This window comes from Sulfitobacter sp. R18_1 (genome assembly GCF_017743915.1).
GTDB classification, from domain to species: Bacteria; Pseudomonadota; Alphaproteobacteria; order Rhodobacterales; family Rhodobacteraceae; genus Sulfitobacter; species Sulfitobacter faviae.
This window is the reverse complement of the sequence record NZ_JAGHRG010000004.1, coordinates 184734-207620: the sequence shown is the minus strand read 5'-3', so window position 1 is coordinate 207620 and position 22887 is coordinate 184734. Positions and strand designations below refer to the sequence as shown.

Here is a 22887-nt window from a genome sequence, read left to right as displayed (position 1 = left end):
GGGCAGGCGGAGGGCTCAGCCCTCCGCGATCACCCCATCGACCGCCGCGCCCAGCATCTCGACCGTCATCTCGATTTCCTCGGGCGGGGAGGTAAAGGCCGGGGCCAGCAGAACGTGATCCCCCGCCGTGCCATCGGCGCAGCCCTGCGAAGGGTAGCAGATCATCCCCGCCTCCATCGCCGCGCGCTGGATCTTGCCCGCAAGATTGCGGCTGACGTCGAAGGGCGTCTTGCTGTCGCGCTCGGCCACCAGTTCGATGGACCAAAACAGTCCGCGCCCGCGAATGTCACCGACATAGGCGTGCTCGCCGAAGCGGTCGCGCAGCGCGGTTTCCAACTGCTGCCCCCGCGTACGCACCGCGCTCAGCAAATCGCGGCTCTCGACCTCTTGCAGCACCGCCAGCGCGCCCGCCGTCGCCACCGCATGGGACATATAGGTGTGCCCGTTCCACAGGTTGCCGCTGCCCGCCATGATCGCGTCAATCACGCTTTGCCGCGCCATCACCGCCGCGATCGGCTGGTAGCCCGCGCCGAGGCCCTTGGCCATGGTGGTGATATCGGCGCAAACCCCTTCCTGTTCCAACGCGAAAAGGCTGCCCGTCCGCCCCATGCCGCACATTACCTCGTCGGCGATGAGCAGCACGCCGTGGCGGTCGCAAATTTCACGCACATGTTTGAAATACCCCTCGGGCGCTGGCTGGGAGCCGAGCGAGGCGCCGACCACCGGCTCGGCCACAAAGGCGGCGACCGTCTCTGGCCCAAGTTCAACGATCCGCGCCTCCAGCTGATCCGCCAGCCGCCGCGCGAAATCCGCCGCGCTTTCGCCGTCGCGTTGCAGTCGGTAGGCATAGGCGGCATCGATATGCTCCACCTCCATCAGCATCGGCGCGAAGGGCTTGCGGCGCCCGGCATGGCCGCCCACGGCCAAGGCCCCCAGCGTATTGCCGTGATAGCTGGGCTTGCGCGCGATGATCTTGGCGCGCGCCGTGTCGCCGCGCTCCAGATGGTACTGCCGCGCCAGCTTCAGCGCCGCCTCCATCGCCTCCGACCCGCTGCCCAGATACATGACCCGGCCTTCGCCCGTACCCTCAGGCGCGCGGGCGATCAGATGGTCGGCCAGCACCTCTGCCGGGGCGTTGGTGAAAAGGCCGGTATGGGCAAAGGCGAGCTTGTCCATCTGCGCGGCGACGGCGGCGCGCACGGCGGCATTGTCATGCCCAAGGCTTGATACAGCCGCACCGCCACAGGCGTCCAGATAGCGCTTCCCTTTGTCATCAATAAGGAAATTTCCTTCTCCGCGTACGATCACAGGTTGCGTGGCGCGCAGGTTACGGTGCAATACATGGCTCATCGTAGAATCCGATCCTTGGGGTCGACCCTATTTACCGCTTCGCCTGCTGACTGCCACATTAATCAGCACAAGGCGCCTATTCGGAAAAGCTTGGGCTGACCTAGGGTCAGGAGAAGCTTGACAGGTAAAATATTTTATCAAACGGTAAAATACCTAACCAACGGGGGATAAAAATGACACAACGCAATTTCACACGCCGCTTCCTATTGGGCACGGCGGCCATGCTGGCGGGTGCCAGCCTTTTGCCGCAGGGCGCGCTGGCCGCCGAGACGATCAAGGTCGCGGGCGTCTATACCGTGCCGGTGGAACAACAATGGGTCAGCCGCATCCACAAGGCCGCCGAGGCGGCACAGGAACGTGGCGACATCGAGTACACTTTCACCGAGAATGTCTCCAACACCGATTACGCGCGGGTGCTGCGTGAATATGCCGAAGCCGGCAACCAGTTGATCGTGGGCGAGGTTTTCGGCGCCGAGGCCGAGGCGCGCGAGGTCGCTGCCGATTACCCCGAGGTCGCCTTCCTCATGGGTTCCAGCTTCAAGCAGGACGATGCGCTGCCGAATTTCGCGGTCTTCGATAACTATATTCAGGATGCCGCGTATCTGTCGGGCATCGTCGCGGGCGCCATGACCGAGACCGGCAACATCGGCATGGTCGGCGGCTTCCCGATCCCGGAGGTGAACCGCCTGATGCACGCCTTCATGGCGGGTGCCGCGGAGATGAACCCCGACATCAAGTTCCAGGTGAGCTTCATCGGCTCCTGGTTCGATCCGCCCAAGGCCAAGGAGACCGCCTTCGCCATGGTCGAGCAGGGGGCCGACGTGCTCTATGCCGAGCGTTTCGGCGTGTCCGACGCGGCGCAGGAAAAGGGCGTGCTGGCGATCGGCAACGTGATCGACACCCAAACCGAATACCCCGAGACCGTCGTCGCCTCCGCCCTGTGGCATTTCGAGCCGACGCTCGATGCCGCCATCGCCGCCGTCAAGGCGGGCGAGTTCAAGGCCGACGACTACGGCCGCTATTCCTTCATGGCCGAGGGTGGCTCTTCGCTCGCCCCTCTGGGCACCTTCGAGGGCAAGGTCCCGCAGGAGGCGATGGACCTCATCGAGGAGCGCGAGAAGGCGATCCGCGACGGATCCTTCACCGTCGAGATCAACGACGAAGAGCCGAAGTCCAACTAAATGACCGATCAAAACCCCGAGGCGCAGGTGGTCCTGCGCCTCGATGGCATTACCAAGCGATTTGGCAAGCTCACCGCCAATGACGCGATCAGCTTTGATCTGCGGCAGGGCGAAGTCATTGCCCTGCTGGGCGAGAACGGCGCGGGCAAGACCACGCTGATGAACATCCTCTTCGGCCATTACACGCCGGACGAAGGGTTTGTCGAAGTCTTTGGCCAGCGTCTGCCCGCAGGGAACCCGCGCGCCGCGCTGGCCGCTGGCGTCGGCATGGTGCACCAGCATTTCACGCTGGCCGACAATATGACCGTGCTGGAAAACATCGTCCTCGGCACCCGTTCGATCTGGCGCCCCGGCTTTGGCCGGGCGCAGGCGCGGCAGAAGATCGTGGCGCTGATGGACGACTACGGTCTGCGCGTCGATCCCGGCGCCCAAGTCGGCAGCCTTAGCGTCGGCGAGCGGCAGCGGGTCGAGATCCTCAAGGCCCTTTACCGCGAGGCGCGCATCCTGATCCTCGACGAGCCCACCGCCGTCCTGACCCCGCAGGAGACCGAGGACCTCTTTGCCACCATGCGAAAAGCGGTCGCCCTTGGCCTCTCGGTCATTTTCATCTCGCACAAGCTGCATGAAGTCATGGCGATCTCCTCGCGCGTCGTGGTGCTGCGTCACGGCAAGCTGGTGGCCGAGGCCAAGACCGCCGAGACCGACCGCGCACGGATGGCGCAGATGATGGTGGGCTCCGAGGTCGCCGCCCCTGTGGTGCGCCGCGCCGATCCCGGCGCCGCGTTGGTCACGCTTGCAGGCGTCTCCACGCCCGACATCGGCTCTGCACCGGGGCTGAAAAACGTCGACCTCGAACTGCGCGCAGGGCAGATCACCGGGCTCGCCGGGGTGTCCGGCAACGGGCAGACGGCGCTTGCGGACCTCATTGGCGGCCTCATTCGCCCCGCCTCGGGCACGTTCCACATCAAAGGCGACGCCCCGCGCGGCTGGTCGCCCCATGCCGCCATCGGCGCCGGCATCGCCCGCATTCCCGAGGACCGGCACAAGACCGGCACCATCGCCGATTTCGACCTCACCGAAAACGCGGTGCTGGAGCTTTACGCCCGCCCCGGTTTCTCCCGCCACGGCTGGATGAACTGGCGCGCCGCGCACGACTTTGCGGCCAAGATCATCCAAGGCTACGACGTGCGCTGCCCGGGCCCCGAAACGCGCATCCGCCTTTTGTCGGGCGGCAACATGCAAAAGCTGATCCTGGGCCGGGTGCTGGAAACCGCGCCTTCGGTGGTGCTGGCCAACCAGCCGGTGCGCGGGCTGGACATCGGCGCGCTCACCTACGTGCACGAACAACTCTTGGCCGCCCGCGACCGCGGGGCGGCGGTGCTGCTGATCTCGGAAGACCTCGACGAGGTCACGGCGCTCTCGGACGTGATCCACGTGATCTCCGAAGGCCGCCTTTCGCCCCCCTTCGCCCGCGGCGCGCTCACCCCCGCCGAGCTCGGCGTCTGGATGGCGGGCGATGGATTCGAGGAGACCTCCCATGCGGCTTGAACCCGTCGCCAACCCCACATGGACCCGCTCGCTGGGCCTGCCCGCGTTGGCGCTTTTCGCCACCGTGGTCGTGGCCTCTCTGCTGGCCATGATCGCAGGCGCGCAGCCCTTCTCGGTGCTGGGCCTGATCGTCAAGGGCGCCTTCGGCTCGAAATTCGCGCTTTTGGAAACGCTCAACCGCGCAACGCCGCTCATCTTCACCGGCCTCGCCGTCGCCGTCGCCTTCCGCGCCAAACTGTGGAACATCGGCGCCGAGGCGCAGCTTTACATGGGCGCGGTGGTCACGGTCGTTCTGGGCACCGGCGCGCTGGCATGGCCCAGCTTCGCGCTGCTGCCGACGATTGCCGTCGCCGCCATGCTCGCCGGGGCCGTGGTGCTGCTGGTGCCGACCTTCCTCAAGACCCGCTTCGGCGTCGATGAGGTCGTCACCACGCTCCTGCTAAATTTCGTCGTGCTGCTCTGGGTCTCCATGCTGCTCGAAGGGCCGTTGAAGGACCCGATGGGCCTCGGTTGGCCCAAGTCCGCCCGACTGATCGGGGAGGCGCGTCTGCCACGTATCGCCGAGGGGTTGCGGCTGCACTGGGGGTTTGGCCTTGCGCTAATCTCCGCCCTCGTCGTCTGGATCATCCAGCGCCGCAGCACATTGGGCTACGAGATGCGTGCCGTGGGGCTGAACCCCGCGGCGGCACGTTTCGCGGGCATCCCGGTGAACCGCGTGCTGATCAAAACCGCGCTCTTGTCGGGCGGCCTCGCGGCCCTTGCAGGTTTTTCCGAAGTGGCCGGGCTCAAAGGCAGCCTCACCTTGGATATCTCGCCCGGCTTTGGCTACACCGGGATCATCGTCGCCATGCTGGCGCTGCTGAACCCGCTTGGCGTGGTCGTCGCGGCACTCTTCGTCGCCGGCATCTTCGTCGGCGCCGACAGCATGAGCCGCGCCGCGGGCGTGCCGACCTATCTCGCCGACATCATGCTGGCGCTGGCGCTGCTGGCGATGGTGCTGGCGATCATGCTGACGAAATTCCGGGTGAGGCGCGACTGATGGATATTTTCGACATCCTCCTTCAGGCGAGCTTCTGGACCGCCGCGATCCGCATCGCGTCGCCGCTGATCTTCGCCGCTCTGGGCGAGCTCATTTGCGAACGGGCAGGGGTGCTGAACCTCGGCATCGAGGGCATCATGGTGGTCGGCGCCTTTGCGGGCTGGCTCACCGTCTACCTCGGTGGCGGGCTGTGGTTCGGCGTGGCGGTGGCGATGCTCTCGGGCATGGCCTTCGGCCTCATCCACGGCGTGCTCACCGTGCCCTTTGGCCTTAGCCAGCACGTCGTCGGCCTCGGCATTACGCTACTGGCCACCTCGCTCACCTACTACTGCTACCGTCTGGCGCTGCCCGAGGTGACCTCGCCGCCCAAGATCGAGGCCTTCCAGCCGCTGGAAATCCCGCTCCTGTCCGAGATTCCGGTGATCGGTCCCGCGCTCTTCAACCAGACCCCGCTGACCTATCTGGCCTTTGTGCTGGTGCTGCTGGTAACGCTCATCCTCTACCGCACCCCCATGGGCCTCGCCCTGCGCGCGGCGGGCGAGAACCCGGCGGCGGTCGAGGCGCAGGGCCTCAGCGTCTCAGCGATCCGCATCGGCGCGGTCATGGTCGGCAGCGGGCTGATGGCCGTGGGCGGGGCCTTCCTGACCATGAGCGCGTTCAACTCGTTTTTTTTCGAGATGGTCAACGGTCGCGGTTGGATCTGCATCGCGCTGGTAGTCTTCGGCTCTTGGAAACCGGGCAAAACGCTGCTGGGCGCGGTGCTCTTCGCAGCGTTTGATGCCTTGCAGATCCGGGTGCAGCAGACGCCGCTTGGGGCTGACATTCCCTACCAGATCTTCCTGATGGCGCCTTATATCCTGTCGATCCTCGCGCTTGTCGTCATGTCGCGCCGGGCGCGGGTGCCGGCGGCGCTGATGGTGCCGTTTAATAAGGGTGAGCGATAAGTAGGACGCTCCCTTTCAACCCGTTCCGTCCGGCCGCAGGCCGGACAGCCCCCGACCGCCCCCCTGGGCGGGGGCTTCACCCCCACCCGCGGCCGGGGGCTGCCCTTTGTGGTTGCCCGTAGAGCCATCACAAGGACCAACCCATGTTCGACCTCATCATCAAAGACGGCACGCTCCCCGATGGCCGCAGCACCGACATCGGCATCAAAGCCGACAAGATCACCGCCATCGAAGACCTCTCCACCACCGAATCCTGCGAGACCATCGATGCCAGCGGCGACCTCGTCAGCCCGCCCTTCGTCGACCCGCATTTCCACATGGATGCCACGCTCAGCTACGGCACCCCGCGGATCAATGCCTCGGGCACGCTTCTGGAAGGTATCGGCCTCTGGGGCGAACTCAAGGAGGTAATGACCCAAGACGAGGTCAAAGCCCGTGCGCTGGAATACTGTGACTGGGCCGCCTCGCTGGGGCTTCTGGCGATCCGCAGCCATGTCGACACCTGCGACGACCGGCTTCTGGGCGTCGAAGCCCTGCTCGACGTGCGCGAAACGGTGAAGGACTACATCGACCTGCAACTCGTCGCCTTCCCGCAAGACGGGCTCTACCGCGACCCCACGGCCCATGAAAACACCATTCGCGCCCTCGACATGGGTGTCGATGTGGTGGGTGGCATCCCGCATTTCGAACGCACCATGGCCGACGGCGCCCGCTCCGTCACCGCTCTTTGCGAGTTGGCCGCCGAGCGCGGTCTCATGGTCGACCTGCATTGCGACGAGACCGACGACCCCCATTCGCGCCACATCGAAACGCTGGCCTATGAAACGCAGCGGCTCGGCTTGCAGGGCAGGGTGGCCGGCTCGCACCTCACGTCGATGCATTCGATGGACAATTACTACGTCTCGAAACTGCTGCCGCTGATGGCCGAAGCGCAGGTCGCCGCGATCCCCAATCCGCTGATCAACATCACCCTGCAGGGCCGTCACGATACCTACCCGAAACGCCGCGGCCTCACGCGGGTGAAAGAGATGCAGGCCATGGGCATCGACGTCGGCTGGGGGCAGGACTGCGTCATGGACCCGTGGTATTCCATGGGCACGGGCGACATGCTCGACGTGGCCTTTATGGGGCTGCATGTGGCGCAGATGACCTCGCCCGAGGAAATGCGCCGCTGTTTCGCGATGGTCACGGAGGTGAACGCCCGGATCCTTGGGCTTCAGGACTACGGCCTCAAGGTCGGCGCGACCGCGTCGCTGGTGGTGCTGGACGCGGGCAACCCGATCGAGGCGCTGCGCCTGCGGCCCGACCGGCTCTGCGTCGTGGCCAAGGGCCGCGTGATCTCACAACAGGCGCGCAATGACGCAAGGCTCAGCCTGCCGGGGCGGCCCGACAGCGTGCGCCGCCGCCATAGCGCGCATTCGTAAACCCGGGCTGAAAACAGGCCCAAAATCGGCGCCTTGAAACCGGGTGCCGATTTCCTACCTCTGGCCAATTGAACTCCATCACACCCAATGCTATGTTAGCGCTAACCGCGCCAATCCGCCCGAAACCGGGCCACCGGAGGACTCACCATGACCACTAAAATCGCCATCAACGGCTTTGGCCGCATCGGACGCTGCGTGCTACGCGCGCTGATCGAGAACGGCTTTGACGGGATCGAAGTCGTTGCCATCAACGACCTTACCGATGCCGAGAACCTGCTGCACCTGCTGAAATACGACTCCGTCCATGGCCGCTTGCCGGTGGATGCGGAATTGAAGGACGGCACCCTGCATGTGGCGGGCCAAAGCATCCGCATGACAGCAGAGCGCGATCCGGCGAAGCTGCCTTGGGGCGACGTGGATGTGGCCTATGAATGCACCGGTTTCTTCACCGCCCGCGAGGCGGCGGCGAAACATTTGGAGAATGGCAGTAAACGCGTGTTGATCTCGGCCCCCGGCAAGGGGGTAGACCGCACCGTGGTCTACGGCGTCAACCATGAGGAGTTGACCGGCGAAGACGTGATCGTCTCCAACGCCTCCTGCACCACCAACTGCCTTGCCCCCGTGGCCAAGGTGCTGGATGATACTTTCGGGATCGAAACCGGCTATATGACCACGATCCACGCCTATACCGGCGACCAGCCGACCCATGACAGCCCGCACCGCGACCCCTATCGTGGCCGTGCCGCCGCCCTGTCGATGGTGCCCACCTCGACCGGCGCCGCCGCCGCGATTTCCGAGGTGATCCCCCATCTGAAAGGTGTGCTCGAAGGGTCCGCCGTGCGGGTGCCGACGGCCAATGTCTCGCTCGTGGATCTGTGCATCATGCCCAAGAAACCTGCCACGGCCGAGGCGGTGAACGCCGCGATGCAAGAGGCCGCCATTGGCGCGCTGAAGGGCGTGCTGGCCTATGAGCCTGCGCCGCTGGTCTCGACCGATTTCAACCACGATCCGCATTCCTCCACCCTCGCGCCCGATCAGACGCGGGTGACCGATGGCGGGATGATCCGCGTGGTTAGCTGGTATGACAATGAATGGGGTTTCTCGAACCGCATGAACGACACTGCGCGCGCCATTGCCGCGCTGATCTAAGCTTTGGCAGGCGCGGGGGGCAGCCCTCGCGCCCGCGCTCTACAGCGAGGCCGCCGCGCGGCTCGCTTGGTCATATTGCCCCGACATCGCCCGTAGCTGCGCCGCAATCTTGCGCAATTCCTCGCCCGAGATATCGGTGCGCGGCAAGCCATCCAGAAAACACGCCTGACGGATCGCGCGATAAGCTTCGCATAGCTCGGCGCCCGCAGGCGAGGTGCGATAGAACACCTCCTTGCCGCGTTTTTCGGCGCTCAGCAATTCGGCCTTCACCAGCTTGCGCAGCGCGTAGTTCACCGTATGCGTGTCCTCGATGTTGAGCAGGAAGCAGATATCCGTCAGCCGCTTCTCCCGGCCCCGGTGGTTGGCGTTGTGCAGCACGAGGATTTCCAGCGGCGTCAGATCGCCGTTCCCCGCCGCCGCCATGCAGCGCGACATCCAGCGGGTGAAGGCGTTATAGGCGATGATCATGCCGTATTCGAGTTCGGAGGCCTCCCAGCCATCGCCCTCGGCCAAGTGACGTGAAGAGACGATGCGGCGTGACGGGGTGGGGGGTACTTCTTCCGACATGCGGTGCCTCCGGCTGTTTGACCCCTCTGACGTTACCAAGACGCTGACAATTTACAAGCGTTTCGCGGCGCTTCGCCGGAGCGGCAGGGGCAAAGATCAATTTGCAACAGGTTGCGCTGCCACATTCGCGCCATCTTTCGCGCGGCCCCCGGCTTTGCTAGGCTGCTGGCAATAATAAACGAGGCAGGCAGAGCAGTTATGAAAACGGGCTTTCGGGGCACGTTTGTCATCAGCTGGTCGCAAACAGAGATCGACGGTCTGGAGGCCGCGCCGGTGCAGTCGCTCGAACTGGGCTCGGCCTGGGCGTGGCGCGGGGATACCATCCGGGTGGATGGGCCGAATGATGTGCTGCGGCTGGATATGGCGGACGGGGCAGAGCGGCTGCGCAAACGCGCGGCCCGCAAGGTGCAGCGCCTGATCGGGGCAGCATTGGAAGAGGGGGGCATGATGCCGCCCGCGCCGCGGCGCGATCTGGGCACGGCCCCGCTGCCCGACGACAGCTTCATGGTCACCAATGGTGCGCGGACCTACACCGTCACCCTGATCGACGCAGGGGTGGGGCGGATGCCGCTGCTGATGTTCGTCGATGAGCTGCCCCCGCGCGACAGTGAGCTTTGGGTGATGCACAGCACCCTGACCCCCGCGCGCGATGACCGGCACGAGCGCGGCGGGGTGATTTGTTTCACCCCCGGCACCCGCATCCGCACCCCCAAGGGCAGCGCCCTGATTGAAGAGTTGCGCGAGGGCGATCTGATCCAGACCAAGGACAATGGGGCACAGCCGCTGGAGTGGATCGGCAGCCGCCGGATGACCGGCGCGCGGCTACATGCCATGCCGCATCTGCGCCCGATCCGCTTCCGCCCCGGTGCCTTGGGGCTCGCCCGGCCCGATGCCCCGCTGGTGGTCTCCCCCGATCACCGGATCGTGCTGCAAGGCGCTCAGGCCCGTGATCTGTTCAACTGTGACGAAGTGCTGGTCGCCGCCAAGGATCTGATCAACGGCCACAGCGTGGCCAGCGATATGTCCCTGCGCGAGGTGACCTATGTCCATGTGTTGCTGGCCGAACATCAGGTGATGTGGGCCAATGGGGTCGAGACGGAAAGCTTTCACCCCGCCTCGGCCCCGCTCACCAGCCTTGGCGCGCAGGACCGGGCGCGGCTGCTGGCGGCATATCCGCAGCTTGAGACGGATCCGCACAGCTATGGCGGTTTCGCGCGGCGCAATCTCAGCACTTCGGAGGCGGCGATCCTGCGGCATGTGGCCTGAAGGCCGGGCCCGGAGGCCCGACCTTGCGTTGGGCGCTTAGCTCTCGGCGCCTTCTTCGATCAGGGCCGCGATGATCGCCCGTGCGCTGTCGGAATCCCATTTCGCATCGCCCTGCAACCGGGCAATCTCGCGCCCTTCACGGTCTAGGAGCACGCTGATCGGCAGACCGAACACACCCATCTGGCTGGCAAGCTTCTGCTTCGGGTCTTGGTGGCGGGGCAGGCTGTCGACGCCCGCTTCCTCGAAGAACCGTTTGATCCCTTCCTCAGAGTTGCGCCCCGTGGCGATGGTCAGCACCTGAAAATCATCGCCGCCGAATTCCTTTTGCAGGGCATTCAACTGCGGCATCTCCTTGCGGCAGGGCGCGCACCATGTGGCCCAGAAGTTCACCAGCACGACCTTGCCTTCGTAATCTGCCAGCGACATCGCCTCGTCATCGTCCTCACGCTCAAAGGTCACGTCAGAGGTCGCCTGCGGCGCGTCATGGATCACGAGTTTCTTCATGTCCCCTTCGCGCAGCCCCGCGATGTCAGCCGTTCCGGCAAGGGCGGGGTTTGCACCTGCGACAAGCAGCGTATAAACGAGGCCGAGCACAAGATTTTTCATACGTCCCTCCAAGGGTATTCAACATGACCGACACGACCTCGAACAAAATGTGGGGCGGGCGTTTCGCCGCCGGACCGGATGCGATCATGGAGGCGATCAACGCCTCGATCGGGTTCGACAAACGGATGGCCGCGCAAGACATCAAAGGGTCGCGTGCCCATGCCGCCATGCTGGCAGCCACAGGCATCCTGACTGATAACGACGCTGACGCGATACGGGAAGGGCTTCTCACAATCTTGTCAGAGATCGAAGAGGGCCGGTTCGAATTCTCCGCCGCGCTCGAAGACATCCACATGAACGTGGAGGCGCGGCTGAAAGACCTGATTGGTGAGCCCGCAGGCCGCCTGCACACGGGCCGCAGCCGCAATGACCAAGTCGCGACCGATTTCAAACTCTGGGTGCGCGACCAATTGGACGCCGCCGACGAGGGGCTGCAAGCGCTGATCCGCGCGCTTTTGTCTCAGGCCGAAGCAGGGGCCGATTGGGTCATGCCGGGCTTCACCCACCTGCAAACCGCCCAGCCCGTGACATGGGGCCACCACATGATGGCCTATGTCGAGATGTTTGGCCGTGACCTGTCGCGCATCCGCGATGCGCGGGCGCGGATGAACGAATGCCCACTGGGGGCCGCCGCATTGGCCGGCACCTCCTTCCCGATCGACCGCGAGATGACGGCAGAGGCTCTTGGTTTCGACCGCCCCGCCGCGAACTCCCTCGACGCGGTGAGCGACCGCGACTTCGCGCTGGAATTCATGTCAGTCGCCAGCATCTGCGCCATGCACCTGTCGCGCTTCGCCGAAGAACTGGTGATCTGGTCCTCCGCGCAGTTCCGTTTTGTGGCGCTGTCGGATCGCTTCTCGACCGGCTCGTCGATCATGCCGCAGAAAAAGAACCCCGATGCCGCCGAGCTCATTCGCGCCAAGGTGGGGCGCATTTTTGGGGCCAACACCGCGCTGATGATAGTGATGAAGGGGCTGCCGCTGGCCTATTCCAAGGACATGCAGGAGGACAAAGAGCAGGTCTTTGACGCTGCCGACAACCTGATGCTGGCGCTGGCCGCGATGACCGGCATGGTGGGTGACATGACCGCCGAGCGCGAGAACCTCGCCGCCGCCGCGGGCTCGGGCTTCTCCACCGCGACCGATCTCGCCGACTGGCTGGTGCGCGTGCCGAACCTGCCGTTCCGCGACGCACATCACGTGACCGGCACGCTGGTCGCCATGGCCGAGGCGCAGTGCTGCGATCTGCCGGACCTGACGCTCGAGCAGATGCAATCGGTCCATGCCGAGATCACGGCGGATGTTTTTGACGTGCTTGGCGTCGAAAATTCGGTAAACTCGCGCATGTCCTACGGCGGCACCGCGCCCGCGCAGGTGCGTGCCCAGATCGAGCGTTGGAAGGAAATCCTGAAGTGAAACGCCTCCTTGCGGCCCTTTCGCTGTTGAGCCTTGCCGCCTGTGGCGCGGATGGTGAACCGGTGCGGCCCACGGCGAGCAGCAGCATCACCATGTCCTCTTCGGGCGTCTCGGTAGAAACGGCGGTGGGGCTGCGCCGGGGGCCGTTCTCCGTCTCGCTCGGGGCCGGGTCGTGAGGCCGCTTTTGCAGATCACACTGGTGGCCGGGGCGCTTGCCTTGGCCGCTTGCACCCCGCCGCAGCCCAGCCCACGGCAGGCCGCGCCGACACCGCCGACCGAGCCGGGGATCAGCCTGTCGGGCTATGCCACCGTCGGCGTGGTCAAGAGTTTCTGATGTCGCTTTTGCGGATGCTCTACCTCGCCCTCGCGGTCTGGGGGGCGGTGCATCCGATGTATTACTTCGTCACATGGTTCAATGCCGAAGGCTGGAGCCTGAGCGCCATGGTGGACGCATGGCACGCCAATGCCGCCGCCAGCGGGCTGGTCTGGGATCTGACCATCGCTGCCGTCACTTTGACCATCTGGATCATTGCCGAGGTCGCCGTGCGGCGCAATTTCCTCAGCCTGATTGCCATTCCCGCCACGTTCTGTATTGGGGTGAGCTGTGGCCTGCCGCTCTATCTTTTCCTGCGGACAGCGCCCATCAGATAAGCGGCGACGACATGGGGCCAAGCGCAGATGGATCATTTTCTCTATAAAGACGGTGTGTTGCACGCCGAAGACGTAAGCCTGGCCGAGATTGCCGCCGCCGTGGGCACGCCCGTCTATGTCTATTCCACCGCCACGCTGCTGCGCCATTTCCACCTTTTTGACGACGCGCTGTCGGGGATGGACCATCTGGTCTGCTACGCGATGAAGGCCAATTCCAACCAAGCCGTTTTGCGCACGCTGGCGCAGGCGGGCGCGGGGATGGATGTGGTCTCGGGCGGGGAATACCGTCGGGCGAAAGCAGCAGGCGTGCCGGGCGATAAGATCGTCTTCTCCGGCGTTGGTAAGACCCGGGAAGAGATTGAGCTGGCGCTGATGGGGGGCATCCGCCAGTTCAACGTCGAGAGCGAGCCAGAGATGATCCTGCTGGATGTCGTGGCGCGTGAATTGGGCAAAGTGGCCCCGATCACCATCCGCGTAAACCCGGATGTGGACGCGAAGACCCACGCCAAGATCGCCACCGGCAAGAGCGAGAATAAGTTCGGCATCCCCATCGCCCGCGCCCGCGAAGTCTATGCCATGGCGGCCAAGCTGCCGGGGCTCAAGATCGTGGGCATCGACGTGCATATCGGCAGCCAGTTGACCGATCTCGCCCCCTTTGAGCAAGCCTATGGCAAGGTCGCGGAGCTGACCGAGGTGCTGCGCGCCGATGGCCATGACATCCGGCGGCTCGACCTTGGCGGCGGCTTGGGCATCCCCTATGAGCGGTCGAATTCCGCCCCGCCGCTGCCCACAGATTACGGTGCGATGGTGCAGCGCACGCTGGGGCATCTGGGCTGCGAGGTCGAGATCGAGCCGGGCCGCCTGATTGCGGGCAACGCAGGTGTGCTGGTGAGCGAGGTGATCTATCTCAAATCCGGCGAGGGCCGCGATTTCTTGATCCTCGATGCCGCGATGAACGATCTGATCCGCCCGGCGATGTATGACGCTTGGCATGACATCGTGCCGCTGAACGAACCCGCCCCGGGGGCCGAGCCGCGCCCCGTCGATATCGTGGGTCCGGTCTGCGAATCCGGTGATACTTTCGCCAAGCAGCGGATGATGCCGGTGCTGGGCTCAGGCGATCTGGTGGCCTTCCGTTCTGCCGGGGCTTACGGCGCGGTGATGAGCAGCGAGTATAATTCGCGGCCCCTGATCCCCGAGGTGCTGGTGAACGGCGATCAATTCGCGGTTATCCGCCCACGGCCAAGCTTTGACGAAATGATAAACCGCGATACCATCCCTGAATGGCTTTGACGGCATCCCGCCGCCGGGCCGCCGGAGCGTGACGCATGGAGACATCCACTGACAGGACAGACGGGCTGCGCGCTTTGCGTTGGCCCCTGCGGCTGACCTGGGCGGGGATGCTGGCCGAGGCCATGGTGCAGGCGTTCTGGCCCATGTTGGCGCTGGTGCTGGCGGTGCTGGCGGCGCTGATGATGGGGGCGCAGGATGCTCTTGCGGGCGGCGCGCTTTGGGCCGTGCTGGCCGTCATCGGTCTTGCGGCCCTCTTTACTCTGTTCTTTGCGCTGCGCCGTTTCCGTCTGCCATCCCGCGCGGCGGCGCTGGCGCGGTTGGATGCCAGCCTTCCGGGGCGGCCCATTCGGGCGCTCTTGGACGATCAGGCGATTGGCGCGGGCGATGCCACCTCGGCGGCGGTCTGGCAAGCGCATCAGCGGCGCATGGCCGCGCGGGCGGCTGCGGCGAAGCCGGTGAAGGGCGACCTTCGGGTCGCGCAGGCCGATCCCTATGCGCTGCGCTATGTGGCTTTGCTTGGGTTCATGGTGGCGCTTGTCTTTGGCTCCGTCTGGCGGTTGGGCGAGGTGACGCATCTGGCCCCCGGCGGGGCGGGCGGCACGCTCGCCTCCGGCCCCGTTTGGGAAGGCTGGGCCGAGCCGCCGCGCCATACCGGCAAGCCGACGCTCTACCTCAACGACCTTGAGGCCGGGGTGCTGTCGCTGCCTGAGGGCACGCTGATCACCCTGCGGCTCTATGGCGAATTGGGCGCGCTGACGGTGGCTGAGAGCGTCTCGGGCCGGGAAGTGGCGGCGTCTTCGGAACCCGCGCAGGATTTCACTCTGCGCCAAAGCGGGGAGATCAGCATCGACGGGCCGGGCGCGCGGGCGTGGCAGATCACGCTTTTGCCCGATGCTGTGCCGCAGGTCGAACGGCTCGGCCCGCCTGAGGTGACCGCTTTGGGAGAGATGAGCCTGCCGTTCCTTGCGCGGGATGACTATGGCGTCGAAGCCGGGGAAGCGCGGATCAGCCTCGATCTGGCCTCCGTCGACCGACGCTATGGTCTGACCGTCGACCCTGAGCCGCGGCCTGAGATCGTCGTGCCGCTGCCCATGCCGATCAGCGGCGACCGGCGCGATTTCGAAGAGACGTTGATCGAGAATTTCTCGAAACACCCATGGGCCAATCTGCCGGTGTCGCTGCAACTTTCGGTCTTGGACGCCTCCGAACAGCAGGCCGTGACCGAGGTGAGCCAGCTGACCCTGCCGGGGCGGCGTTTTTTCGATCCGGCGGCGGCAGCGGTGATCGAGATGCGGCGCGATCTTTTGTGGTCGCGCGCCAATGCGCCGCGCATCGCGCAGGTGCTGCGCGCGGTGACCTATGCTCCCGGCGATGACCTGCGCTCGGAGGTGACAGCACTGCGGCTCAAGCAGGTGATCCGGCGGTTGGAGCTGCGGGCGCGCTACGGGCTGGGCGAAGAGGTGCAAACCGAGCTGGCCGAAGACCTCTGGGCGCTGGCGATCGAATTGGAAGAAGGCGTGTTGGCCGATGCGCTCGAACGGATGCGCCGCGCGCAGGATCGGTTGAACGAGGCGATGAAGAACGGCGCCTCTCAGGCCGAAATCGCCGAGTTGATGGACGAGTTGCGCCGCGCCACCGAAGACTATCTTGAGCAACTCCAGCGCCAGCAGGCGCAGGAAGGCGCGGGCGAAGACCAGCAGCCGCAGGGCGAGGCGATGCAGATGACCCAAGACGATCTGCAACGCATGATGGACCGCATTCAGGAGTTGATGGAGCAGGGCCGCATGGCCGAGGCCGCCGAGGCGCTGCGCCAGTTGCAGGAAATGATGGAGAACATTCGCGTCACCGAAGGCCAGCCCGGACAGGGCGGCAATTCGCCCGGTGAACAGGCGATGGAGGGGCTGTCGGACACGCTGCGCGAGCAACAGGGGCTAAGCGATCAGGCCTTCCGCGACCTGCAAGAGCAGTTCAACCCCGGCACCGGCGCGGGGGAGAGTGACGGCAACGAAGGCCGCAACGGCGGGCAAGGGCGCGGCGAGAGCCATGAAGGCCAGCGCGGGCAGGGCGGCCCCTCCGGTGAAGAAGGGGGCGAGGAAGGGCTGGCCGGTCGCCAGCAAGCACTGCGCGACGAGCTGCGCCGCCAGCAGGGGCGTTTGCCCGGGCAGGGCACGGCTGAGGGGGACGCGGCCCGCGACGCGCTGGACCGCGCGGGCGAGGCGATGGACCGCGCCGGAGAGGCGCTGCGCCGCGATGAACTGGCCGAGGCGATCGACAATCAGGCGCAGGCGATGGAAGCGCTGCGCGAGGGCATGCGCGCCCTCGGTGAAGCGATGGAGCCGGAGCAACGCGCGGGCCAGCCGGGCCAAGGCACGGCAGAGGGTGGCGATCAGCGTGGCGAGGGGCGCGATCCGCTTGGGCGGGAGCAGGGCGGCAGCGGGGCCAACAGCTCGGACGCGCCGCTGGCGCAGGGGCCAGACGATCAGGGCCGCGCGCGGCGGTTGCTGGACGAAATCCGCCGCCGCTCGGGCGAGGCGGAGCGGCCCGAGGTCGAGCGGGATTACCTTAACAGGCTGTTGGATCGGTTCTGATCGGGATTAACCCTGCGACTGGGTCGCCACGGTGTCGAGCCAGACCAACAGGTCCTGCAACTGCCCGTCGAGCCAGAGCCGCGCATCGTCCATCCATGCCACATAGGATGACAGATAGGGATCGGCCTGCGGCAGAGACTGCGCGATCTCGGGCGCGTAGACATAGACCGCCGCGAGGATGGCGGCCAAGACGATCATTATAGTGAAACCGCGCATAAACCCGCCGGATTTCTGCGGCTTTTCGGGGCGGTCGAGCGCGGCGGTGGGGGTGGGCCCAGCCTGCGCGCCCTCTTGCCCGTCATGGCGCAGGGTCGAGTTAATCTCTTCGATATCGGGCAGAAGATCGCGGCGCGAGGCGCTGCCATAGGCGTCAACTTCGCTTTCCGGCACCGGCTCTCCGCGCATCTTGGCCATGCGCAGGCGCGCCTCATGGGCGCGGCGGGCGTCTTCATCCTCGGGCACATGGTCTTCCGCCGCAATCTCAGCCCTTTGCTGCGGCTGGGGCCGGGGCGCGTCGTCTAGGCCTAGGTCCGGCTGGCTTTCCAGCGGTTCGGACTGGCGGCGGCGGCGGGCTTCTTGCTCTGCCGCGGCCTCTTGACGGAGGATCTCCGCGATGGCGGGGTCGAGGGGGCGGCGCACTGGCGCGGCGGGAGCGGGTTGGGGCGCCTCCTCCTCGGGGTCGAATTCGTCTTCGAAGTCGTCGTCTTGATCGTCTTCGAAGGGCGCGTCTTCCTCTTCATCGCCGAAGGGCTGCAAATCCGGCAGGCTGGCCGCTGCGGCGGCTTCCGTGTCCTCATCCGGGCCGCGCTGCTTCATCCGCATCACGTCGTCGGCGAAATCATCCTCTTCGGCCTCTGGCGCATTGTCGGGGTGATGCTGGAACCACGTCTGCCCGCAGTTGGAACATTGCACATCACGCCCCGCCGCCGGCATCACATCGTCGGGGACTTCGTATTGCGCGTCGCAGTTGGGGCAGATCAGCCGCATGGTCATTCCTGGGTTCGTTCGGTGCTCTGAGATCGTAACGGGCAGCATATGTCCTAGAATAACGTAGGAAAAGTGATATCTGGGCGGGGTGCTGGGGTTCTGAGTGATTGAATCCTTTCCGGTGCTGAGGCACAACAGGTCGAAGTTTTTTAAGGTGGATGCGTGATAGAGCTCGAAAATGTGGCCTACAGCTATGGCGGGGGCGAATTGCTGTCCGACATCACGCTGAAACTCGCCCCCGGATCCTTCCATTTTCTGACCGGCCCCTCGGGCGCGGGCAAGACCACCTTGATGAAGCTCTGCTACGGGGCGCTTTTGCCCACGGCGGGGCATCTGCGGATGTTCGGGCAGGACGTGCGCGGGTTGGGGCGCGATGACATCGCGCTGATGCGCCGCCGTGTCGGCGTGGTGCATCAGGACGTGAAATTCCTCGACCATCTCCCCCTGGCCGAGAATGTGGCCCTGCCGCTGAATGTCTCGGGCCGCGGGGCCGAGGCGGGGGGCACGGATCTGGAAGAATTGATGTCGTGGGTTGGCCTCACCAACCGCGCCGACGCTCTGCCGCCTGAGCTCTCGGGCGGGGAGCGGCAACGGGCCGCATTGGCGCGCGCGGTGATCATGTCGCCCGATGTAATCCTCGCCGATGAGCCGACAGGGAACATCGACTGGGAGATGTCCCAGCGGCTGCTGCGCCTGCTGATCGAGTTGAACCGCATGGGCAAGACCGTGTTGATCGCCACCCATGATCTGGGCCTGATCCGCGCCACCAAGGCGCATGTGCAGGCCCGCGTGCTGCGCATCGCGAACCGGCGCATTCAACTGGCGGGGGCAGATCTGTGAAGCGCTTCGATCTGGGCGCCCTGCGCGCGATTTTCAAAGGCGACCGGCAGGCCGACCGCGTGGTGCCGCCTTCGGGGTTCACCGCGCAACTGACGCTTTTTGCAGCGGGGGCCATGGCCTTTCTGGCGGTCTTTGCCTTGGCGCTGTCGCTGGCCTCGGGCCGTTTGGCGCAGGTCTGGGGGCAGGAGTTGGCGCAGTCGGCGACGGTGCGGATCGTGGCGCCGCTGGATCAACGCGCGGCCCAGACGGAGGCGGCTTTGAAGGTGTTGCAGACGACCAAGGGCGTGGCCTCGGCCCGTGCCCTGACGGATGCGGAGCAGGAAGAGCTGCTCGCCCCGTGGTTCGGCCCGGAACTGGCGATGGAGAACCTGCCGGTGCCGCGCCTGATCGAAGTGGTCGAGGAAGGCGAGGGGTTGGACCCGGTGGGCCTGCGCCTGCGCCTCTCCGCCGAGGTGCCGGGCGCGGTGCTGGACGATCACAGCCGCTGGCGCGCGCCGCTGGTGGCGGCAGCGAGCCGCCTGCGCCTCTTGGGCTGGATTTCGACGCTGTTGATCGGGGCTGCGGTGGCCGCGATGGTGACGCTTGCCGCGCAAGCGGCTCTTGCGGCCAATGCGCAGGTGATCGCGGTGCTGCGGCTGGTGGGGGCGACCGATGATTATATCGCGCGGGCCTTCATCCGCCGTTTCACGCTGCGCGCGCTGCTGGGCGCGGCGGCGGGCACGGCCTTGGGCATGATCGCGGTGGTGTTGCTGCCTGACGCGGGCGAGGCGGGCGGATTTCTGACCGGTCTGGGCTTCCAAGGCTGGCATTGGGCCGTGCCGCTGATGGTGCCATTCCTTGTCGGCGCGGTCGCCTTTGCCGCCACCGGGGCCGCCGCCCGGCGTACATTGAGGGAGTTGACATGAAGCTGCTGCAGTGGGTCCGCTCGATCCTCTATATCGTGCAGGTGACCGTGGCGATGCCGGTGATCGGGCTGGCCTTCGCGCCTTGGGCGATGTTCTCCAAACGCGGGGCCTATGCGGGCTGCAAAGCCTATGCTGCTTGGGCCATGTGGACGGCGCGTTGGCTGATCGGGCTGCGCTGCGAAGTGCGCGGCCAAGTCCCCGAGGGTGAGGTTCTGATCGCGGCCAAACATCAGTCTTTCCTCGATATCATCATGATCTTCCACGCCCTGCCACGGGCCAAGTTCATCATGAAACGCGAGGTGCTTTGGACGCCGGTGATCGGGCAGTACACCAAGCGGATGCAGATGATCGCCGTGAACCGGGGCAAACGCGGGCAGGCGATTACCAAGATGATGGAAGACGTGAACGCGGGCCGGGTGGAGCCGGGACAGATCGTGATCTATTCCCAAGGCACCCGCGTCGCCCCGGGGCTGAGCGCGCCTTACAAAGTCGGCACGGCGGTGCTTTACGATCAACTGGGGCAGGTCTGCGTGCCTGCGGCGACCAATGCGGGCTACTTCTGGCCACGCCGGGGCCTCTACCGCCGCCCGGGCTTGGCCGTGGTGGAGTTTCTGGAGCCGATCGAGCCGGGGCTGGATAAGCGCACCTTCATGGCGCGGTTGGAGCAGGAGGTGGAGAGCCATTCCGACGCGCTGCTGCGCGAGGCGGGATGGCGGCCTGCGGAGGCGGAATAGGCGCATAGGTGACGCCACGAAATTCGCGTTTAGATTGAATTTCCTCTGGAATGTACATGCTCATAAGTCTACGAGGAAGCGTATTTTTCGTTAAGGACTTTAAAATGAAGAAAATTGTAGCATCGCTTGCCTTGTCGGCGGTTTCTGTCAGCGCATGTGCTCAAAAGGCCGACACCATTGCTCCGTCCTACGTGTCGCCAGTGACTTACCAGTCTTACTCTTGCAAACAATTGGTGGCCGAAGCGAACCGTGTAAGCGCTAAGGTTGGCGAACTCTCTGGCGTTCAAAACAAAAAAGCCAGCGATGACGCGGTCGCCACCGGCGTAGCGCTGGTCGTGTTTTGGCCCGCCGCCTTCTTTATCAAGGGCGACAAACAGACCGCGGCGGACCTGGGGCGCCTGAAAGGTGAGCTGGAAGCCTTGGAGAAAATGAGCATCCAGAAAAATTGCGGGATCACTTTCCGGCGGGTCGCTCCGGCGAAAGCTGAGTAGACCCTGCGGCTTATACTGCCAGTCTTGAGCGGCCTGCCTAACCTAGGCGGGCCGTTTTTGTTTTTGCGGAGCAAGAGTTGGCATGTTCCGCTCGGCCGCAGGCAGGGCAGCGCCGACCCGCCCCCCTGGGGCGGCGCTGCCCTCCGCGATTTATCGGCATGGCGTAGTGCCCGCTGAAACGATGGTTTCGCGGGACGCAAACTCAAATATTCAGGAAGCCGTCGAAAGTGGCGGCGCCGCCGAGGGAGGTGGAAAAGACAGGCGTCACCCTGCATGTCTCTACGTATCGACATGACCCGCGAAGGGCCTCGTCTTCCGTGAATGTCGCGACGGGGGAGGTTGTAGGGCAGGGGTGGTTAACGCGCGATAGCCGCAGCGTGCGCCGCCTGCGCAACGAAAAGGGGCGGACCCTTGGCCCGCCCCGTCGTCTTACATGTGGATCGGCCCGTCGCCGCAGGCCAGTGCGGCTTCGCGCACGGCTTCGGAATAGGTCGGATGCGCGTGGCAGGTCATCGCCAAATCCTGCGCCGAGGCGCCGAATTCCATCGCCACGCAGACCTCATGGATCAGGTCGCCCGCGCCGGGGCCGATGATGTGGCAGCCGAGGATGCGGTCGGTCTCCTTATCCGCGATCAGCTTGACGAAACCGTCGCCGGCAAAGACCGCCTTGGCCCGCGCGTTGCCCATGAAGGAGAATTTGCCGACCTTATAGGCCCGGCCCGCTTCCTTCAGCGTTGCCTCGGTCTCGCCCACGCTGGCGACCTCGGGGTGGGTGTAGATCACGCCGGGGATCACGCCGTAGTTCACATGGCCATGCTTGCCCGCGATGACTTCGGCGGCGGCCATGCCTTCGTCCTCGGCCTTATGGGCCAGCATCGGGCCCTCGATCACGTCACCGATGGCATAGACGCCTTTGACGGAGGTCTCCCAATGGTCGTTCACGGCGATCTGCCCGCGCTCGGTCATCTTGATGCCGAGATCGTCGAGCCCCATGCCCTTGACCACCGGCTTGCGGCCTGTGGCGACGAGCACGGCATCGGCTTCGATCTCATGTTCGCTGTCGTCCTTGCGCAGCTTGTAGCTGACCGTGGCTTTGCCCTTTGCGACTTCGGTCTTCTGCACGGCGGCACCCATGACGAAGTTCAGCCCCTGCTTTTTCAGCATGCGCTGGAAGGTCTTTTGCACCTCGGGGTCCATGCCGGGGGTGATCACGTCGAGATATTCGACGACCGTAATCTCGGTGCCGAGACGGGCGTAAACGCTGCCCAGTTCCAGCCCGATCACGCCCGCGCCGATCACGACCATCTTCTTGGGGATCTTGCCCAGTTCCAGCGCGCCAGTGGAGGTCACGACGGTCTTCTCATCGACCTCGACGCCCGGCAGCCCCGCGGCCTCGGAGCCGGAGGCGATGATGATATTCTTGGCTTCATGGACCTCGTCACCGACCTTGACCTTGCCCGCCTCGGGGATCGAACCCCAACCTTTGAGCCAGTCGATCTTGTTCTTTTTGAACAGGAATTCGATGCCCTTGGTGTTGGTCTCGATGGTCTTGTCTTTGTAGATCAGCATCTGCTTCCAATCGACGGAAGGTGCTTTGCCTTTGAGGCCCATCTCGTCAAAATTATGCTCGGCCTCATGCAGCATATGCGTGGCGTGCAGCAGCGCCTTGGAGGGGATGCAGCCCACGTTGAGGCAAGTGCCGCCGAGGGTTTCGCGGCCCTCTACACAGGCGGTTTTCAGGCCCAGTTGCGCGCAACGGATGGCGGCAACATAGCCGCCGGGGCCGGAGCCGATCACGATGACATCATAGCTCGACATGGGGGGTCTCCTTAGCAGTCGGGTGGTGCAGGCAAGGTATGAGGCGCGGGTTACAGGTGCAAGCGCCGCTGCCTGCGGGTGTTTGGGGATA

22 protein-coding genes are annotated in these 22887 nt (G+C 65.1%); 17 read left to right on the top strand and 5 right to left on the bottom strand.

What is annotated here, in order from left to right; all coding sequences use genetic code 11:
* Nucleotides 1-15: 15 nt before the first annotated feature.
* Nucleotides 16-1350 carry an aspartate aminotransferase family protein gene (locus J7392_RS10415; RefSeq protein ID WP_209217480.1) on the bottom strand — a complete coding sequence of 445 codons (1335 nt, stop codon included), beginning with the start codon at nt 1348-1350 and terminating at the stop codon, nt 16-18.
* Between the two features lie 173 nt (nt 1351-1523).
* Between J7392_RS10415 and J7392_RS10410 the strand changes: the two genes are divergently transcribed.
* The 6 genes from J7392_RS10410 to gap all read left to right on the top strand — a co-directional run bounded on the left by J7392_RS10410 (nt 1524) and on the right by gap (nt 8635).
* Complete coding sequence (locus J7392_RS10410; protein WP_209217479.1) at nt 1524-2531, top strand: BMP family protein; 1008 nt, start codon at nt 1524-1526, stop codon at nt 2529-2531.
* Entirely contained in the window at nt 2532-4079 is a 1548-nt protein-coding gene (locus J7392_RS10405) for an ABC transporter ATP-binding protein (protein ID WP_209217478.1), read from the top strand. It abuts the gene before it with no gap.
* Nucleotides 4069-5118, top strand: coding sequence for an ABC transporter permease (locus tag J7392_RS10400; protein WP_209217477.1), 1050 nt, complete (start codon nt 4069-4071; stop codon nt 5116-5118). Before J7392_RS10405 ends, J7392_RS10400 begins: the two co-directional genes overlap by 11 nt.
* The gene (locus J7392_RS10395; protein WP_209217476.1) at nt 5118-6062 is read left to right on the top strand and encodes an ABC transporter permease; all 945 of its coding nucleotides are present in this window, start codon (nt 5118-5120) and stop codon (nt 6060-6062) included. Before J7392_RS10400 ends, J7392_RS10395 begins: the two co-directional genes overlap by 1 nt.
* A 143-nt stretch (nt 6063-6205) precedes the next feature.
* On the top strand, nt 6206-7486 hold the full coding sequence (locus tag J7392_RS10390; protein WP_209217475.1) for an amidohydrolase family protein: 1281 nt from the start codon (nt 6206-6208) through the stop codon (nt 7484-7486).
* 147 nt (nt 7487-7633) lie between these two features.
* Nucleotides 7634-8635, top strand: coding sequence for a type I glyceraldehyde-3-phosphate dehydrogenase (gene gap, locus J7392_RS10385; protein WP_209217474.1), 1002 nt, complete (start codon nt 7634-7636; stop codon nt 8633-8635).
* Nucleotides 8636-8674: 39 nt separating this feature from the next.
* On the opposite strand, the gene J7392_RS10380 is transcribed toward gap, so the two are convergent.
* Entirely contained in the window at nt 8675-9202 is a 528-nt protein-coding gene (locus J7392_RS10380; RefSeq protein WP_067262160.1) for a winged helix DNA-binding protein, read from the bottom strand.
* A gap of 198 nt (nt 9203-9400) precedes the next feature.
* Here J7392_RS10380 and J7392_RS10375 point away from each other — a divergent pair, with 198 nt between their 5' ends.
* Nucleotides 9401-10468 (top strand): Hint domain-containing protein, encoded by a 1068-nt coding sequence (locus tag J7392_RS10375; RefSeq protein WP_209217473.1) that lies wholly within the window; start codon nt 9401-9403, stop codon nt 10466-10468.
* 36 nt (nt 10469-10504) lie between these two features.
* Here J7392_RS10375 and J7392_RS10370 read toward each other — a convergent pair whose 3' ends face one another.
* Complete coding sequence (locus J7392_RS10370) at nt 10505-11074, bottom strand: TlpA family protein disulfide reductase (protein WP_209217472.1); 570 nt, start codon at nt 11072-11074, stop codon at nt 10505-10507.
* A 23-nt stretch (nt 11075-11097) separates the two neighbouring features.
* On the opposite strand from J7392_RS10370, the gene argH reads away from it, so the two are divergent.
* The 6 genes from argH to J7392_RS10340 are packed head-to-tail and all read left to right on the top strand — an operon-like array spanning nt 11098 to nt 17021.
* Complete coding sequence (gene argH, locus J7392_RS10365) at nt 11098-12489, top strand: argininosuccinate lyase (protein WP_209217471.1); 1392 nt, start codon at nt 11098-11100, stop codon at nt 12487-12489.
* Nucleotides 12486-12665 carry a hypothetical protein gene (locus tag J7392_RS10360; protein ID WP_209217470.1) on the top strand — a complete coding sequence of 60 codons (180 nt, stop codon included), beginning with the start codon at nt 12486-12488 and terminating at the stop codon, nt 12663-12665. The genes argH and J7392_RS10360 overlap by 4 nt, the downstream gene beginning before the upstream one ends.
* Nucleotides 12662-12823: a hypothetical protein gene (locus tag J7392_RS10355; RefSeq protein ID WP_209217469.1), complete on the top strand. Its 162-nt coding sequence runs from the start codon at nt 12662-12664 to the stop codon at nt 12821-12823. Before J7392_RS10360 ends, J7392_RS10355 begins: the two co-directional genes overlap by 4 nt.
* The gene (locus J7392_RS10350; RefSeq protein ID WP_067262174.1) at nt 12823-13140 is read left to right on the top strand and encodes a DUF2834 domain-containing protein; all 318 of its coding nucleotides are present in this window, start codon (nt 12823-12825) and stop codon (nt 13138-13140) included. The genes J7392_RS10355 and J7392_RS10350 overlap by 1 nt, the downstream gene beginning before the upstream one ends.
* A 27-nt stretch (nt 13141-13167) precedes the next feature.
* Nucleotides 13168-14433 (top strand): diaminopimelate decarboxylase, encoded by a 1266-nt coding sequence (lysA, locus tag J7392_RS10345; protein ID WP_209217468.1) that lies wholly within the window; start codon nt 13168-13170, stop codon nt 14431-14433.
* Between the two features lie 35 nt (nt 14434-14468).
* Nucleotides 14469-17021, top strand: coding sequence for a DUF4175 domain-containing protein (locus J7392_RS10340; protein ID WP_209217467.1), 2553 nt, complete (start codon nt 14469-14471; stop codon nt 17019-17021).
* 6 nt (nt 17022-17027) lie between these two features.
* On the opposite strand, the gene J7392_RS10335 is transcribed toward J7392_RS10340, so the two are convergent.
* Entirely contained in the window at nt 17028-18008 is a 981-nt protein-coding gene (locus tag J7392_RS10335) for a zinc-ribbon domain-containing protein (RefSeq protein ID WP_209217466.1), read from the bottom strand.
* 162 nt (nt 18009-18170) lie between these two features.
* On the opposite strand from J7392_RS10335, the gene J7392_RS10330 reads away from it, so the two are divergent.
* From J7392_RS10330 to J7392_RS10315, 4 genes are all read left to right on the top strand, one after another.
* A complete protein-coding gene (locus tag J7392_RS10330; protein ID WP_209217465.1) occupies nt 18171-18848 on the top strand; it encodes an ATP-binding cassette domain-containing protein in 678 nt (225 codons plus the stop codon).
* Nucleotides 18845-19753 (top strand): FtsX-like permease family protein, encoded by a 909-nt coding sequence (locus J7392_RS10325; protein ID WP_348540698.1) that lies wholly within the window; start codon nt 18845-18847, stop codon nt 19751-19753. The genes J7392_RS10330 and J7392_RS10325 overlap by 4 nt, the downstream gene beginning before the upstream one ends.
* Nucleotides 19750-20487: a lysophospholipid acyltransferase family protein gene (locus J7392_RS10320; RefSeq protein WP_209217464.1), complete on the top strand. Its 738-nt coding sequence runs from the start codon at nt 19750-19752 to the stop codon at nt 20485-20487. The genes J7392_RS10325 and J7392_RS10320 overlap by 4 nt, the downstream gene beginning before the upstream one ends.
* 104 nt (nt 20488-20591) lie before the next feature.
* Nucleotides 20592-20978, top strand: a complete 387-nt coding sequence (locus J7392_RS10315; protein ID WP_209217463.1) for a hypothetical protein — start codon at nt 20592-20594, stop codon at nt 20976-20978.
* A gap of 429 nt (nt 20979-21407) precedes the next feature.
* Here J7392_RS10315 and lpdA read toward each other — a convergent pair whose 3' ends face one another.
* On the bottom strand, nt 21408-22796 hold the full coding sequence (gene lpdA, locus J7392_RS10310) for a dihydrolipoyl dehydrogenase (RefSeq protein ID WP_209217462.1): 1389 nt from the start codon (nt 22794-22796) through the stop codon (nt 21408-21410).
* Between the last annotated feature and the right edge of the window lie 91 nt (nt 22797-22887).

What these genes read in the sequence shown, in the direction of transcription:
- J7392_RS10415 (WP_209217480.1), bottom strand. Translation starts at nt 1,350, where the DNA reads ATGAGCCATGTATTGCACCGTAACCTGCGCGCCACGCAACCTGTGATC.
- J7392_RS10410 (WP_209217479.1), top strand. Translation starts at nt 1,524, where the DNA reads ATGACACAACGCAATTTCACACGCCGCTTCCTATTGGGCACGGCGGCC.
- J7392_RS10405 (WP_209217478.1), top strand. Translation starts at nt 2,532, where the DNA reads ATGACCGATCAAAACCCCGAGGCGCAGGTGGTCCTGCGCCTCGATGGC.
- J7392_RS10400 (WP_209217477.1), top strand. Translation starts at nt 4,069, where the DNA reads ATGCGGCTTGAACCCGTCGCCAACCCCACATGGACCCGCTCGCTGGGC.
- J7392_RS10395 (WP_209217476.1), top strand. Translation starts at nt 5,118, where the DNA reads ATGGATATTTTCGACATCCTCCTTCAGGCGAGCTTCTGGACCGCCGCG.
- J7392_RS10390 (WP_209217475.1), top strand. Translation starts at nt 6,206, where the DNA reads ATGTTCGACCTCATCATCAAAGACGGCACGCTCCCCGATGGCCGCAGC.
- gap (WP_209217474.1), top strand. Translation starts at nt 7,634, where the DNA reads ATGACCACTAAAATCGCCATCAACGGCTTTGGCCGCATCGGACGCTGC.
- J7392_RS10380 (WP_067262160.1), bottom strand. Translation starts at nt 9,202, where the DNA reads ATGTCGGAAGAAGTACCCCCCACCCCGTCACGCCGCATCGTCTCTTCA.
- J7392_RS10375 (WP_209217473.1), top strand. Translation starts at nt 9,401, where the DNA reads ATGAAAACGGGCTTTCGGGGCACGTTTGTCATCAGCTGGTCGCAAACA.
- J7392_RS10370 (WP_209217472.1), bottom strand. Translation starts at nt 11,074, where the DNA reads ATGAAAAATCTTGTGCTCGGCCTCGTTTATACGCTGCTTGTCGCAGGT.
- argH (WP_209217471.1), top strand. Translation starts at nt 11,098, where the DNA reads ATGACCGACACGACCTCGAACAAAATGTGGGGCGGGCGTTTCGCCGCC.
- J7392_RS10350 (WP_067262174.1), top strand. Translation starts at nt 12,823, where the DNA reads ATGTCGCTTTTGCGGATGCTCTACCTCGCCCTCGCGGTCTGGGGGGCG.
- lysA (WP_209217468.1), top strand. Translation starts at nt 13,168, where the DNA reads ATGGATCATTTTCTCTATAAAGACGGTGTGTTGCACGCCGAAGACGTA.
- J7392_RS10340 (WP_209217467.1), top strand. Translation starts at nt 14,469, where the DNA reads ATGGAGACATCCACTGACAGGACAGACGGGCTGCGCGCTTTGCGTTGG.
- J7392_RS10335 (WP_209217466.1), bottom strand. Translation starts at nt 18,008, where the DNA reads ATGCGGCTGATCTGCCCCAACTGCGACGCGCAATACGAAGTCCCCGAC.
- J7392_RS10320 (WP_209217464.1), top strand. Translation starts at nt 19,750, where the DNA reads ATGAAGCTGCTGCAGTGGGTCCGCTCGATCCTCTATATCGTGCAGGTG.
- J7392_RS10315 (WP_209217463.1), top strand. Translation starts at nt 20,592, where the DNA reads ATGAAGAAAATTGTAGCATCGCTTGCCTTGTCGGCGGTTTCTGTCAGC.
- lpdA (WP_209217462.1), bottom strand. Translation starts at nt 22,796, where the DNA reads ATGTCGAGCTATGATGTCATCGTGATCGGCTCCGGCCCCGGCGGCTAT.